The 14,223-nt window shown below is 61.2% G+C and carries 12 protein-coding genes; 7 read left to right on the top strand and 5 right to left on the bottom strand.

The annotated features are described in order from the left end of the window. Window positions 1-7 precede the first annotated feature (7 nt). The 5 genes from ACZ5Y5_RS09890 to hflK form a co-directional block, all read right to left on the bottom strand. Window positions 8-412, bottom strand: coding sequence for a hypothetical protein (locus tag ACZ5Y5_RS09890; protein ID WP_464808470.1), 405 nt, complete (start codon window positions 410-412; stop codon window positions 8-10). Between the two features lie 16 nt (window positions 413-428). Further along, window positions 429-2,060, bottom strand: coding sequence for a helicase HerA-like domain-containing protein (locus ACZ5Y5_RS09885; protein WP_464808469.1), 1,632 nt, complete (start codon window positions 2,058-2,060; stop codon window positions 429-431). 114 nt (window positions 2,061-2,174) lie between these two features. Beyond that, complete coding sequence (locus ACZ5Y5_RS09880) at window positions 2,175-3,689, bottom strand: Do family serine endopeptidase (protein WP_464808468.1); 1,515 nt, start codon at window positions 3,687-3,689, stop codon at window positions 2,175-2,177. Between the two features lie 140 nt (window positions 3,690-3,829). Next, window positions 3,830-4,678: a protease modulator HflC gene (gene hflC / locus ACZ5Y5_RS09875; protein ID WP_464808467.1), complete on the bottom strand. Its 849-nt coding sequence runs from the start codon at window positions 4,676-4,678 to the stop codon at window positions 3,830-3,832. Next, window positions 4,678-5,802, bottom strand: a complete 1,125-nt coding sequence (gene hflK, locus ACZ5Y5_RS09870) for an FtsH protease activity modulator HflK (RefSeq protein ID WP_464808466.1) — start codon at window positions 5,800-5,802, stop codon at window positions 4,678-4,680. Before hflK ends, hflC begins: the two co-directional genes overlap by 1 nt. 73 nt (window positions 5,803-5,875) lie before the next feature. Between hflK and ACZ5Y5_RS09865 the strand changes: the two genes are divergently transcribed. The 7 genes from ACZ5Y5_RS09865 (at window position 5,876) to ACZ5Y5_RS09835 (ending at window position 14,109) form a co-directional block, all read left to right on the top strand. After that, window positions 5,876-6,835, top strand: a complete 960-nt coding sequence (locus tag ACZ5Y5_RS09865; RefSeq protein WP_464808465.1) for an Mrp/NBP35 family ATP-binding protein — start codon at window positions 5,876-5,878, stop codon at window positions 6,833-6,835. A gap of 70 nt (window positions 6,836-6,905) precedes the next feature. Beyond that, window positions 6,906-7,340 carry a CoA-binding protein gene (locus ACZ5Y5_RS09860; RefSeq protein ID WP_464808464.1) on the top strand — a complete coding sequence of 145 codons (435 nt, stop codon included), beginning with the start codon at window positions 6,906-6,908 and terminating at the stop codon, window positions 7,338-7,340. Between the two features lie 39 nt (window positions 7,341-7,379). Further along, complete coding sequence (locus ACZ5Y5_RS09855) at window positions 7,380-9,656, top strand: molybdopterin cofactor-binding domain-containing protein (RefSeq protein WP_464808463.1); 2,277 nt, start codon at window positions 7,380-7,382, stop codon at window positions 9,654-9,656. An 8-nt stretch (window positions 9,657-9,664) separates the two neighbouring features. Next, window positions 9,665-10,636 (top strand): ferrochelatase, encoded by a 972-nt coding sequence (gene hemH / locus ACZ5Y5_RS09850; RefSeq protein WP_464810515.1) that lies wholly within the window; start codon window positions 9,665-9,667, stop codon window positions 10,634-10,636. Window positions 10,637-10,666: 30 nt separating this feature from the next. Then, the gene (phbB, locus tag ACZ5Y5_RS09845; RefSeq protein ID WP_464808462.1) at window positions 10,667-11,389 is read left to right on the top strand and encodes an acetoacetyl-CoA reductase; all 723 of its coding nucleotides are present in this window, start codon (window positions 10,667-10,669) and stop codon (window positions 11,387-11,389) included. Next, the gene (locus tag ACZ5Y5_RS09840; protein WP_464808461.1) at window positions 11,389-11,667 is read left to right on the top strand and encodes a ribbon-helix-helix domain-containing protein; all 279 of its coding nucleotides are present in this window, start codon (window positions 11,389-11,391) and stop codon (window positions 11,665-11,667) included. The genes phbB and ACZ5Y5_RS09840 overlap by 1 nt, the downstream gene beginning before the upstream one ends. 75 nt (window positions 11,668-11,742) lie before the next feature. Further along, window positions 11,743-14,109 (top strand): TonB-dependent receptor, encoded by a 2,367-nt coding sequence (locus ACZ5Y5_RS09835; RefSeq protein ID WP_464808460.1) that lies wholly within the window; start codon window positions 11,743-11,745, stop codon window positions 14,107-14,109. The last annotated feature ends 114 nt before the right edge of the window (window positions 14,110-14,223 follow it).

Genomic DNA, 14,223 nt, shown 5'->3' with positions numbered 1-14,223 from the left:
CAACCGATTAGCGGTCTGGATCGAGCAGGATGCCGCTCACCGATCCATTGCGTACCGAGCAGACGAAGGGCACGGACCGTTGATTGCCAAGTGGCCGGACTTCGCCTTCCACTTCCCAGCCGGTGGACATGGAACTGGCCGCGATCCTTCCCAGGATGCGGGAACCGCGCCCTGCTTCTTCACGGGCCTTCGCCGCGCAAGCGTTGCGCGCTGCGGCGGCTGTGCGGATGGAGCCATAGCCAGGCGAGGCATAGGGTTGTCGCTGGGCATCGCGCTCGGCCTGTCGATCGCGTGCAATGTCGCTGACTATGGCCGCGTCAGCGGCGCGGTGGAGGTCTCGATGGTCCTGCGCATGTGCGGGCAGGACAAGCGCCGTGGCTATGGCGCAGACGGCAATCCTTGCGACGGACATCCTCTTTCTCCTCACCCTATTTGAACAGGCTACCCAAAATGCCGCGGACCAGTTGCCCGGCCAATCCTCCGGAGGAGGAGCGGCGGCTGGACCCTCCGAATACGGCGCGGCCAAGTTCGTTGGCCACCTGCCGTCCTACCGACGACGCTGCAGAACGGGTAGCCGATTGGACCGCCCGATCCAAAGCGGAGGGCTTCGCCGCTTCCCGCGCGGCCGCAGCGTCACGCCGGGCCTGCTCCTTCAACTCAGCCTCGCGCTGCTTCGCCTCCAGCTTTGCCTGAGTAGCGGCGGCCTTATCAGCCTCGGCCTTCGCCTTGGCAGCCTGCACCGCTGCGGCGGCGGCCTGACCCCGGGCGGCGAGGATTTCTTCAGCGGATTCGCGATCGACCGCCTCGTCATATTTTCCTGCGCAAGGCGAAATCGACTGGATGATCGCGCGTTCCTTCGCATCAACCGGGCCGAGGCGGGAACGCGGCGGCGCGATGAGGGTACGTTGAACGACGCCGGGCGAACCATCCTCCTGCAACAGCGACACCAGCGCCTCGCCGACCTTCAGTTCGGTGATCGCGGTTTCAACGTCCAGATCCGGGTTCACGCGGAAGGTTTCGGCCGCAGCCTTGATCGCTTTCTGATCACGCGGCGTAAAGGCGCGCAGGGCGTGCTGAACGCGGTTGCCAAGCTGCCCAGCCACTTCCTCTGGAATATCGATGGGGTTCTGGGTGACGAAATAGACGCCAACGCCCTTCGAGCGGATCAGGCGGACGACCTGTTCGATCTTGTCCGTCAGCGCCTTGGGCGCGTCATCGAACAGAAGGTGCGCCTCGTCGAAGAAGAAGACCAGCACCGGCTTGTCCGGATCGCCGACTTCGGGAAGCGTTTCGAACAACTCGCTCAGCAGCCACAGCAGGAAGGTGGCGTAGAGCTTCGGGCTCTGCATCAGCTTGTCTGCCGCGAGGATGTTCACATAGCCGCGGCCCTGATCGTCCACCTTCAGGAAATCATGGATGTCGAGCGCCGGTTCACCAAAGAAATGCGCGCCGCCCTGGCTGTCCAGCTGCAGCAACTGACGCTGGATCGCGCCTACGCTTGCTTTGGTGACATTGCCGTAGCGGGTGGAAAGGGCGTCGGAATTTTCCGCGCAGTAGGCGAGCATCGACTGAAGATCGCCCAGGTCGAGCAGGAGCAGCCCTTCCTCGTCGGCATATTTGAAGGCGATGGAAAGCACGCCTTCCTGCGTTTCGTTGAGCCCCATCAGGCGAGCGAGCAGCAGCGGCCCCATCTCGCTGACCGTGGTGCGGATCGGATGTCCCTGCTCGCCGTAAAGGTCCCAGAAGATCGCGGGATTGTCGGCGTAGCTATAATTGTCGATGCCGATCTCTTTCGCGCGGGCGACCAGCTTGTCGGCATTCTTCGCCGTCGGTGACCCGGCCATCGAAATGCCCGACAGGTCGCCTTTCACATCCGCGAGGAAGACTGGAACGCCAAGTGCGGAGAAGCTCTCTGCAATCCCCTGCAACGTCACGGTCTTTCCGGTGCCGGTGGCGCCCGCAATCAGCCCGTGGCGATTGGCCCTTCGCAGATTCAATGTCTGGGGAATGCCTCCAGCCTTGTCGGGTGCGCCAAGGCCGATGAAAATACCGTCGCTCATTCGCGTCATGCTCCCCAAAGCTGCGGGCCACGCCCGCCGGAGTCTGTCTGCACTCTAGTGGTGAGACAGGGCTTCCGGCAAGCGCGGCCCGTAACGATCCGCTGTTTAGGCGGCTTATTTGTTGCGCAGACGCACCGGCAAGAAAACGGCGGGCTGGCCGCGGCGCAGAACCTGCAACAGGATCGCGCTGCGCCCCTGCGAGGACACTTGCCGCACTGCCGCGTCGAGATCGGCCTGACTGGCGACCGGTCGATTGTTGGCGGTGATGATAACATCGCCACGGCGCAGCCCCTTGGCGCCTGCATCGGTTGAGGAATCAACCGCAGTGATCACGATGCCGCGCGTGTCGGCAGCGATGCCCAGCTGACGAACGATATTCGGGGTCAGCGGGATAGCGGAGATGCCCAGCGACTGCTGTGTCGCCTGGCCGCCGCCAGACTGATCGTCCTGCTGCTGACTGAAGTCATCGTCACCCTGCTGCTGGGCGAAGCTGTTCAGCTCATCTTCGGAAGGACGCTCGCCGACAATCGCGGTGACCGTCTGGCGCTGCCCATTGCGGAGCAGCACGATCGGCACGCGCGAACCAATCGGCTGCGACGCGACGATGGATGACAGATTCTGGTCCGGCGTCACTTCCTGACCGGCGACGCTGACGATAACATCGCCAGCCTTGATACCGGCCCGGTCCGCGCCCTTGCCAGGCTCAACGCCCTGCACGAACTCGCCCCGGTTTTTCGCAAGGCCCAGGGAATCGGCAAGATCTTCGCCCAGCGGGCTGATCTGGATGCCCAGATAACCGCGCTTAACCGTCTGACCGCGGCGCAGCGTATCAACGATCGGTGCGGCCTGCTCGGACGGGATAGCGAAGCCGATGCCGACATTGCCGCCAGAGGGCGAGAGAATCTGGCTGTTGATGCCGATCACATTGCCGCGCATGTCGAACATTGGGCCGCCGCTATTGCCCTGATTGATCGACGCGTCGGTCTGGATGAACTTGTCATAAGTGCCGCCGGTGCCGCGATGGACGGCGGAGATGATGCCTGCGGTCACCGTGCCGGACAGGGCGAACGGATTGCCGATCGCAATTACCCAATCGCCGACGCGCGCCTTGGTGCTGTCGCCGAACTTGACGAAGGGCAGCGCCTTCTTCGGTTCGATCTTAAGCACGGCGATGTCGGTAGCGGGGTCACGGCCGACCAGCTTCGCCGAATATTCCTCACGATTGGTGAGAGTGACCGTGATCGAGTCCACCGATGCACCCTCGGCCCCGGCTGAAACAACATGGTTGTTCGTGACGATGTAGCCGTCGGCGGAAATGATGAAGCCCGATCCCAGCGACTGCGCCTGGCGGGTCTGGGGCTTGGCGCCCGGAGCCTGGCCAAACAGGTCACCAAAGGGCGTGCCCGCGAACGGGTTCTGGACCTGGACACGCTGCCGGGTTGAAATATTGACGACAGCGGGCTGCAGCTTTTCGACCATGTCCGCAAGGCTGGCAGGCGCGCCAGCGGGGGCAGCGGCCTGCATGCCTTCATTCTGCGCGACCTGCGCGCCGACATTCGGGCTGGAGGTGACTGCGATGGCGGTGCCGCCGAGCAGCAGGGCGCCGGTTAGGGCATAAGCGTAACGCACTCGTGACGGTCCTCTCGTGAACTTGGCAAAGGAAAGGGCGGGACTCTGCGGGAGTCGGATGCGCCGCCCATCCTTAACCCTCATTGAATGACGCTGGTTCCGAACTGATCTATAAGCCTGTTTACCGGCATTTGCGCCGATCACTGCCTCCCTTGGAACTGCTTGAGGAAGTCATTGTCGCGCGAGAGCAGCATCGTTGTCGCACCTTGCCGGTCCGGAGCAAAGGTGAAGCGGTAGGCCTGCATTGCCCTGTAGAAATCGTAGAATTGCGGGTCTTTGCCAAAGCTTTCGGCATAGATGCGCGCAGCGTTGGCATCGGCCTCTGCACGGATGATCTGCGCCTGCTTCGCGCCTTGCGCCCGGATCGTCAGCGCTTCCTGCTCGCGCGCCGTGCGCATGCGGGTGAAGGCGCTTTCCAACGGAGCGCCATCGGGCAGATCGGCGCGCTTGATCCGCACATCGACGATCTGCGCGCCATATTGCCGGGCCACGCGGTTAAGCCCGGCCTCGATATTATCCATCACTTGCCCGCGCTCTGGCGAGAGCAAGGCGGCAAATGGCCGCTTGCCAAGTTCATTGCGAAGCGCCGACCCCAGGATGGGGCGCAGTGCATCAGACACGCGGTCTTCATTACCCGCTGCGATATACATGCGGAGCGGATCCACGATCCGATAGCGGGCAAAGGCGTCCACCTGCAACCGTAGCTGATCGGTGGACAGCACCTGTTGCCGCTCCATCTCCACGGACAGGACGCGCTTGTCGATCCAAACGATCTGGTCGATGAACGGCCAGCGCAGGATGACGCCTGCGCCAGTCTTGCCGAAATCTTCGCTGGGGCGGTAGCGATTGACGATCTTCTTGGGATCGCCAAAGCGTACGATCACGCCCTGCTTGGTTTCAGGCACGATCGTCACGGTGCTGCCGATCAGCAACAGCAGCGCGATCACGGAAAGCGCCAGGGCGACGGGGTGACGGACTAGTGTCGGCATCACTGACCCTCCCCGGCAGCGCCGGACGCAGCACTGGCTCCCTGAGCGCGACGCTTGAGTTCCGGCAGCGGCAGGAAAGGAGTGACATTCCCACTCTCGACGATCGTCTTATCGACGTTGGACAGCACGCCCTCCATGGTTTCATAATACATGCGGCGGCGCGTTACGTCGGGCGCAAGCTTATACTGCTCATAGACTTTGTCGAATGCAGCGGCCTCACCCTGAGCTTTGGCCGTCACCTGCTGCGCAGCGGCGCGCGCTTCGTTGAGATAGGTTTGCGCTGTCTGCTGGGCTGCCGACACGGCCTTGAACGCGTCGTTGACTGCAGTCGGCGGATCGGCTTGCTTGATCGCCACGCCCTGTACCCGGATACCGGACTTATAACCGTCCAATATCTCTTGCATGCGCTGTTCGACCTGCTGCTCAATCTCGGTCCGCCCTGCGCCCAGGGCATCGTCCAGGCTGACGCTGGCGACGACAGAGCGCATGGCGCTTTCCGCGACTTCCCGGACCGTCGTGTCGGGATCGGACAGTTGGAACAGGTACAATTCGGGATTGCGAATATTCCAGCGCACCGAATAGGCGAGGTCAATGATGTTCTGGTCGCCCGTCAGCACCAGGTTTTCGCTCTGCGCACTCGGCGACCCGATATCGATGGCGCGGATTTCCTCGACATCGACCGTGGTCACATTCTCAAAGGGCGCGGGCAGCGTCAGGCTGATGCCGGGCGACAGGGTGCGGCTATATTTGCCAAGCAGCGTCACGACGCCGCGCTCCTGCGGGCCTACTCGGTGAAAGCAGGTGAGTACCAGCCAAAGGACGACAAGGATGCCGATGGCGGCAGGCCACAGCGTCTTGCCTGCCGGCCGGGGAGGCAGGTTGCCGAAACCGCCCCCGCCGCCGCCCTGGCCGAAGCTTTCCCGGCTGCGGCGAAGCAATTCCTCAATGGCGGAAGGCCCCTTGCTGCCCGGAGAGCGGCCCGGCTGCGTCCAGGGATTGCGGGGGCCGCCGTCACCGCCTTTGCCCGAACCATCATTGCCGCCGGGGCCGTCGCTCTTTCCTCCCCAGGGACCCTGGGTCATTGCGTTAGCGATGCCAGGCATCCACCCGAAAATTCTCTTCATTCCGTCTCTATAGGAAGGCTGGGTCGCGAAAAACAGTGCCCTTCGCAACGATTATTGCCTAGGAGCCGCTGTCATGACCGATCTTGAGAGTTTCGCCGCCCGCCTGAAGACGCTGACCGATGGCCGCGCCAGCGCGCCTCGGGTAAAGGACGGGATCATGAGCCTTGCGCTCGATGTGAGCGGCCTATCCGCTGAGCGGCGCGACGCCGTGGCTGCTGCAATCAGGGAGGGCGGCCTGTCGGTGCCGGGCGTGCAGGATGTGCGCATTGCCATGACGGCTGAGCGTAAGGCCATGAAGATCATCGCCGTGGCGTCGGGGAAGGGCGGTGTCGGCAAATCGACCCTGTCCGCGAACCTTGCCGTCGCGCTGAAACGGCTGGGCTTTGCAGTCGGGTTGGTTGATGCGGACATTTATGGCCCCTCGCAGGCTCGGCTGATGGCTAGCGAGGGCAAGAAGCCGCAGGCGCGTGAAAAGCAGCTTATCCCCGTGGAAAGCCCGTTTGGCGTGCCGATGCTGTCGATGGCGCATCTGGTGGAGCCGGGCAAGGCTCTGGCATGGCGCGGCCCGATGGCTGGAAACGCCCTGGCGCAGCTAATCGATGCGGATTGGGGTGACGTCGAACTGTTGGTGGTGGACATGCCGCCGGGGACCGGCGACGTTCAGTTGTCGATGGTGCAGAAGCATAAACCGGCGGGAGCGGTGATCGTCTCCACGCCGCAGGATCTCGCTTTGATCGATGCTACCCGCGCGGTGAGCCTGTTTGAACAAACACATGTGCCGCTGATCGGCCTTGTCGAGAATATGGCCGGCTATAGCTGTCCGCATTGCGGCGAAATTTCCGATCCCTTCGGCGCGGGCGGCGCCGAGGCGGCGGGATCCGCCATGGGCATGGCTTTCCTGGGGCGCGTGCCGCTCGCGATCGATATACGCCGCCGTTCGGACGCGGGAGAACCGCCGGCCGCGGGCGATGATCCTTCAGGCAAGGCGTTCCTCGCCATCGCGGAGAAAGTGGCGGCCTGGCTGCGCGATTGAAGCTGGCAGAGGGAACGGCTTGGCGCTGTCCTGCGTCTGTTTTCATTCTGGTAATGAAGGGAGCATGCTCATGCCGCTGACGCAGCCACAGGATATCGCTGACTTGCTTCAGGAAACGCGAACTATCGCATTAGTGGGCATTTCGGACAGGCCGAACCGGCCCAGTTACGGCGTGATGAAGTTCCTTCAGGATCGCGGCTATCGGGTGCTGCCCGTCAATCCCCAGATCGCCGGCGAACATGTGCATGGGGAGTTTGTCTGGGGACGCTTGGCGGATATCGGTGTCGCGATCGATATGGTGGATATCTTCCGTCGCAGCGAAGCTGCCGGTGAGGCAGTGGACGACGCCATAGCAGCCGGAGCCAAGGCGGTCTGGATGCAATTGGGCGTTGTCAACGAAGCGGCCGCCGCTCGTGCGGAAGCGGCTGGGCTGAAGGTGGTTATGGATCGCTGCCCCGCAATCGACATCCCCCGTTTCAATATCCCGCCGGTAGGCGCGCATTAACGCTTTTCAGCCGCGCCAAGCCTCTTTATCAGCATGGCCATGGGGCGCGTACCGCGGAAGGCGGCAAACCGTAAGCAGCAGGTCAGGGGCGTAAATCGCCGTACCTTGCTGGTTGGTGCCGGGGCATCGGTAGGCTTGCTGCTGGCATGGGGTGTTTGGCCGCGTAGCTATCGCCCCAATCTCAACGCCGCACCTGGCGAGACGGTCTTCAATGCTTTTCTGAAGATCGATAAAGCGGGGCGGATCATTGTTATCGTGCCGCAGACTGAAACTGGCCAAGGCGTAACGACCTTGCTGCCACAGATTCTTGCCGACGAACTAGGAGCTGATTGGCGAACCGTCGGCGTGCAAAGTGCGCCGATCAGTCCGCTTTATGCGAATAGCTTGCTGGCTAATGAGTGGCTGGCCAGCGATTGGTCGCGTCTGGCGGGCGATGCCGGGGAATGGGCGATCGATCAATATGCCACGCGCCGTGCGCTGATGCTGACCGGAGCCGGCACATCGGTGCCGATGTTTCATAAGTCATACAGGGAAGCGGGGGCGGCGGCGCGTGTGCTTCTGTGCCAGGCTGCGGCGGCGCGCTGGGATGTGCCGTGGGAAAGCTGCGACATCGAAAATGGCCTAATTTCCGACGGCGGCCAGCGCACTCTCAAGATTGGAGAAGTAGCAGCGGAGGCCGCGGAGTTTGATCTGCCCGACATATTGCCGTTCCGACAGGGGCAGGCCGAGAGGCTCGCGGGGCAGGACTTGCCGCGCCTCGACACTCCATCGAAGATCGACGGCAGCCATAATTTTGCCGCTGATATCCGCTTGCCGGACATGCTTTTCGCCTCCATCCGTCAGGGACCGATCGGTGATGCCTTGCTTAAGAGCGTCAATGAACAGGCTGCCAAGTCTGTCACTGGTTTCCTCAAGTTCGTGCGGACGGAGCGCTGGGTGGCGGCGGTCGCAACCAATTGGTGGGCCGCCAACAAGGCGCTGGATGTTAGCGACCCTGTTTTCGAACTGGCGGGAACGTCCGTTAGCAGTGCGAGCATCGACGCGGCGTTGGAGGGGGCGTTTTCAGGATCGGACGGGCAGCGCCTCTATTCGCAGGGCGATCTCAAACCACTGTTCGACAACGCGACCATCCTTGCCAGCGAGTTCAGCGTGGCACCCAGCCTGCACTTGGCGCTTGAACCAATGTGCGCCACAGCCCGCATCAGCGATGGCGTTGCTGAAATATGGATGCCAACACAAGCGCCTGCCTTGGCTCGGGCCGCCATTGCAGACGCGCTCGGCATGGATGAGCGCGGCGTTACCCTTTATCCGCTGCATGCAGGAGGCTCCTTCGGCCGGAAGATGGACTTTGAAGCAGGCGTCCAGGCAGCGCTGATCGCCCGCGATATGGGGCGTCCTGTGCAATTGCTCTGGTCCCGCCTGGAGGACGTCATACAGGACCGGCCGAGCGCTCCAGCACATGCGCGGATGGCGGCGAAGCTCGGGCGCAACGCTGCTATAGAAGGCTGGCTGGCGAAAGTGGCGGCCCCTTGCGCCATGACCCAGACTTGGGACCGAATCGCACATGGCAAGTTGCCGCACGAAGCGAGCCGGGATGCCGCCGACTCATCGACGCGTTTGGCGGTGGCTGGTATGGAGCTCCCCTATGCATTGCCCAATTGGGCCGTGGATCACTATCCTGCTGACACTGGCCTTCCGCTTGGTTTCGCGCGCGCTAACGCTCACCTGCACGGGGCATTCTTCACGGAAAGCTTCATCGACGAATTGGCGCATCAGGCTGGAATGGAAGCCCTGTCCTTCCGCATTCAGATGTTGGGCGGCAATCCCCGTTTGGCGCACTGCTTGACGACCGTGGGCGCGATGGGAGGCTGGCAGGGCGGCATCGAAGGAAGCGGCCAGGGTCTGGCTGTTCACGCGATGAATGGCGCTTATGCAGCGGTGATGGTCGAGGCTGCGTTGGACGGCGGAAAGCTGAGCGTCAGCCGGATTGTCGCGGCAGTCGACGGGGGAGAACAGGTAAATCCCGACATAGCCCGACAGCAGGTTGAAAGCGGCTTGATCTACGGCTTAGCGCGGGCGATGGGCGCTTCTGTTCCTTATGCGCGAGGGATGCCCCGTCGAGCCATACTGGGGCGGATGGGCCTTCCGCGCCTCGCAGACATCGGCGAAGTCACCGTCGAACTTATCCGTAGCACAGCACCACCTGCTGGCCTCACCGACATCGGCGCCCCGCCGGTTGCTCCAGCAATCGCGAACGCGCTTTTCACAGTAACTGGACAGCGTTTCCGCCAGCTGCCCATCCTGCGCAGGACATGACAGCGAATATGGAAAAGATCGGCGTTCTCCTCATCAATCTCGGCACGCCTGATGCGCCGGACGCCGCTTCTGTGCGCCGCTATCTGGGAGAATTCCTTTCCGATCGGCGTGTCGTGGAGATTCCGCAGTTGATCTGGCAGCCGATCTTGCGCGGCCCAATCCTACTGACGCGTCCGGCGAAATCGGCAAAGGCCTATCAGGAGGTCTGGTTGGAGGAAGGGTCGCCCCTCGCGGTCAATACCCGCGACATGGCGGGCAAGTTGCAGGCGCTGGTCGGCCCTAACGTCGCCGTCAATTGGGCGATGCGGTACGGTAAGCCTTCAATCCCAGACAGGTTGTGCGCGATGATCACGGCGGGATGTGGCCGTATTCTTCTCGCGCCCCTCTATCCGCAATATTGCGCCGCGACCACGGCTACTGCGCTGGACGCCTGTTATGCCGCGCTGACGCAGTTGCGCGCCCAGCCGGCTATTCGCACCTTGCCGCCTTATTATGCGGACCCTGCCTATATCGAAGCGCTGCGCAGTTCGACCGAGCGGCAGTTGGCGGAGCTGGATTTTACGCCTGACCTGCTCGTCGCCAGCTTCCATGGCATGCCGGAACGTACACGGGCGTTGGGCGATCCCTATTATGACCAGTGTCTCGCCAGTGCCAAGCTGCTTGAATCTGCTCTGGGCAGGGAGGTGCGGTTGTCATTCCAATCGCGTTTCGGACGAGCAAAATGGCTCGGCCCTGCCACCGACGAGACTTTGCGAGCATTGCCCACGGAGGGTGTGAAGAAGGTGGCCATTCTCACTCCTGGATTCTCAGCGGACTGCCTGGAGACGCTTGAAGAAATCGCCATACGCGGCCGGGAGGAGTTTTTGGCCGCGGGCGGTGATAATTTTGCCCATTTAAGCTGTTTGAACGCCTCGTCAGAAGCTATGATCCTTTACCGCAATCTGGTCGGCCGCGAATTGGCGGGATGGCTGGAGAATTGAGTTTCGTCCAATTGAACAGGAGGGGCTGATATGAGCAGAGTTGCTATTGTCACGGGCGGAACACGGGGCATTGGGGAAGCGATCAGCCTAGCTCTCAAGGAACAGGGCTTCAAAGTTGCCGCCAACTATGCAGGCAATGATGAAAAGGCGCGTGCCTTCACCGAGAGGACCGGCATTCAGGCTTTCCGCTGGGATGTGGGCGATCATCAAGCCTGCCTGGAAGGCTGCGCCACGGTTGCTGAGCAACTGGGGCCTGTAGATGTGGTCGTGAATAATGCTGGAATTACGCGTGACGGCGTTCTCGCAAAGATGAGCTTCGACGATTGGAACGAGGTGATGCGCATAAACCTCGGCGGCTGCTTCAACATGGCCAAGGCTACCTTCGGAGGGATGCGCGAACGAGGATGGGGCCGCATCGTCAACATTGGCTCGATCAACGGCCAGGCCGGTCAATATGGACAGGTTAACTATGCTGCTGCCAAGTCGGGCATCCACGGCTTCACCAAGGCACTCGCGCAGGAAGGTGCGAAATATGGTGTGACCGTCAATGCGATCGCCCCAGGTTATATCGACACTGACATGGTTGCGGCGGTCCCCGCTGCCGTGCTGGAAAAGATCGTTGCCAAAATACCCGTCGGTCGGCTGGGTCATGCGGAAGAGATTGCGCGCGGCGTGGCTTTCCTGTGCAGCGATGATGCGGGGTTTGTCACAGGAAGCACCCTTTCCATCAACGGCGGCCAGCACATGTATTGATGAGCGGTGTTTTAGTGAATGGTCTCTCGGGGCCGGAGGGAGCATCGCCCTTCGGCCCGCCGGTCAAGCGCAGCGTGACCATCGCCGGCCATCAAACCGCGATCAGTCTTGAGCCAATTTTCTGGGAAGCCCTGCGGACCGAGGCCACTCGCCTAGACCTCCCCGTAAACGCTCTTATCGCGCAGATCGATCTGGACCGGATGTCTGCCGATCCGGCACCTAATCTCGCCAGTGCCATCCGCTGCTGGCTCTTTGCTCGGCGACGCTGCTGCGAGTAGTAAGAATTATTCGCAATAGCGTTGACAGTAAGAACGATTCGCAATAGCACGCCCCCAACAACGAAGGGGGTACTCATGTCCGTTCATGCGAAATCCGTATCTTTTCTGGCGCTGAGCTGTGTAGGCGCGTTCGTCAGCACACCCGCAGTTGCTCTGGAAGCTGCTACTGCCGTACCGGCGCAAGATTCGATTGTGGTGACGGGCAGTGTCTATGCTGACGAACTGGTCAATCCGAAGAATACGGCGCCGCTGGTCGATACCCCGCAGACCATAACCATCATCTCAGATCAGACGATCAAGAAACAGAATCTGCTGACCTTGCGTGACGTGTTGTCGACCGTGCCGGGCATAACCTTTGGCGCAGGCGAAGGTGGTGGCGGCTATGGCGACAGCATCAACCTGCGCGGCTATTCGGCCAATAATGACATTACGCAGGATGGTGTCCGGGATAGCGCGCAATATAGCCGCACTGATCCTTTCAACATGCAACAGGTTGAAGTCTATAATGGCGCCAACTCGGTTTATAACGGCTCCGGGTCTGTGGGCGGTACGATCAATCTTGTGTCGAAAGCGCCTCAAGCTCAAAATCTCACCATAGCTGAAGCGGGCATCGGCACCGACGATTATTACCGTGCCACTATCGACACAAACCAGCGGGTGTCTGACTTCGTCGGCGTGCGTCTTAACGCCATGTATCATCGCAACGACATGCCCGGTCGCGACGTCGAACGCTTCAAGCGTTGGGGCGTTGCGCCCTCTGTTAAGCTGGGGATCGATGGCCCAACCAGCCTGACGCTTTCCTATTTCCACCAGGAAGATCGCAACACGCCGGTTTACGGCGTTCCCTATGTGAAGAACGCGATCAATGATGGCCCATTGCCGGGCGTCGATGACAGCGACTATTTCGGTATCGCGAACCTTGATCGCCAAAATGTCAACATCGACCGGTTCACAGCAATCTTCGCGCATGAGTTTAGTGACGCGGTATCGGTTCGATCGCTCGGCCGGTGGCAACGAGTTCACCAATATAGCGTCACCAGCGCACCGCAGGGCACATTTTGCCTAGTCAATGGTCTTCAGCCAATCACGGGCTCTGACTTGCAGACAGCGGTGGCATGTACGGGCGGCATGGCCGCAGGCACGTACCGCCCGTCGGGTCCGCGCGGACTGGTGCGTGATCAGATCAATGACCTCCTCTATAGCCAGACTGATTTGCGGGTCGTGACGGGAGAGGCTGGAAAGCTGCTCAACACGCTGGTCGTTGGTTTCTCGGCGACGCAGGAGGATTATCGGCTGACCACGGCGAACCTGCTGCGGGATAGCCAGGGAAATGTGCTGGCTCAGCCGGATATCAGTTTGTCCAATCCGAACACGGTCTGGACGGGCGCGACCAACTATATCGTGTCCGGCAACAGCTATGGTGATAGCCGGAATGTCGCCATTTATGCCTTCGATACCCTGGAGCTTGGCAAGTTTGAGCTGAACGGCGGCGTTCGCTACGAAAATGTTCGCAACATCTTCCGGGTGGACACTGTGGCTACCCCCGCGCTCGGCGGCGCGACGACGACCGGCCCGCGCCAGCGCAGTCAGGACGATCTCTTCTCCTATCGTATCGGCGCGGTATTCAAGCCTGCCGAACATCTGAGCTTCTACGCTGCCTTCGCCAACAGCAAGACCCCTTCATCCGCAACGGTGCGGGCCGGCTGCACCAGCGGTTCAGGTACGACATTTTCCGATTATTGCGACGTGGCGCCGGAAACAGCGCGTAGCTATGAAATTGGCGCGAAAGCCAACCTGATGGGCGGAAAGCTTCTCGCGACCGCGGCGGTCTTCCGCAACGAGCGCACCAACTATCGCGTGTCGAGTAATGACCCGATTAATCCCACACTTCAGGTTCTTGATGGCCACTCGCGGGTGGACGGGGTGGCGTTGGGCCTTACGGGCAACATCACACCTGAATGGTTGATCTTCGCAAATTACACCTATCTTGACAGTAAGATTATCCAGGGCATCTCCGATAGCTGCATTGCGACCCCGGCGCCCGCTTGTTCAAACAGCGTTACTATCCCTGACCCATCAAAGGGTGACGATCTCATCCAGACGCCGAAGCATTCGGGTAGCATCTATACCAGCTACCGCCTGCCGTTCGGCCTCGAACTTGGCTATGGCGTCACCTATCAGGGCAGCTTCGCGCTTAATCAGAGCAACCTGCACAACCGCACCCAATACCGAGCGGATGATTATTGGGTTCACCGCGCTTTCCTGTCTTGGAACTTCAACAACGGGCTGACAGCGCAACTGAATGTCCAGAATCTGTTCGACAAGAAATATTATACGGGCATCCGCAACAACATCAGCGCGACGAACGGCATAGTTTCTGGCGGTTGGGCCACCCCCGGCGAAGGACGTGCCGCGCGACTTAGCCTTTTCTATAGCTTCTAAAGCAAGGTGACGGCGCTTCCCCACCGTCCCTTGGGGAAGCGCATTGAGTGGCGGGCGATCGGCGACCTCCTCGCGCCGGTTGCCCGCCATTTTCATGAGAGTTAAAGGTGCCGC

The organism is Sphingobium sp. TomTYG65 (genome assembly GCF_055395525.1).
This window is presented reverse-complemented; position numbering and strand designations above follow the sequence as displayed.

Coding starts and splice junctions, on each gene's coding strand:
- ACZ5Y5_RS09865 (WP_464808465.1), top strand. CDS start 5,876: ATGACCGATCTTGAGAGTTTCGCCGCCCGCCTGAAGACGCTGACCGAT.
- ACZ5Y5_RS09890 (WP_464808470.1), bottom strand. CDS start 412: ATGTCCGTCGCAAGGATTGCCGTCTGCGCCATAGCCACGGCGCTTGTC.
- ACZ5Y5_RS09860 (WP_464808464.1), top strand. CDS start 6,906: ATGCCGCTGACGCAGCCACAGGATATCGCTGACTTGCTTCAGGAAACG.
- hemH (WP_464810515.1), top strand. CDS start 9,665: ATGGAAAAGATCGGCGTTCTCCTCATCAATCTCGGCACGCCTGATGCG.
- ACZ5Y5_RS09885 (WP_464808469.1), bottom strand. CDS start 2,060: ATGAGCGACGGTATTTTCATCGGCCTTGGCGCACCCGACAAGGCTGGA.
- hflC (WP_464808467.1), bottom strand. CDS start 4,678: ATGCCGACACTAGTCCGTCACCCCGTCGCCCTGGCGCTTTCCGTGATC.
- ACZ5Y5_RS09835 (WP_464808460.1), top strand. CDS start 11,743: ATGTCCGTTCATGCGAAATCCGTATCTTTTCTGGCGCTGAGCTGTGTA.
- phbB (WP_464808462.1), top strand. CDS start 10,667: ATGAGCAGAGTTGCTATTGTCACGGGCGGAACACGGGGCATTGGGGAA.
- ACZ5Y5_RS09840 (WP_464808461.1), top strand. CDS start 11,389: ATGAGCGGTGTTTTAGTGAATGGTCTCTCGGGGCCGGAGGGAGCATCG.
- ACZ5Y5_RS09855 (WP_464808463.1), top strand. CDS start 7,380: ATGGGGCGCGTACCGCGGAAGGCGGCAAACCGTAAGCAGCAGGTCAGG.
- hflK (WP_464808466.1), bottom strand. CDS start 5,802: ATGAAGAGAATTTTCGGGTGGATGCCTGGCATCGCTAACGCAATGACC.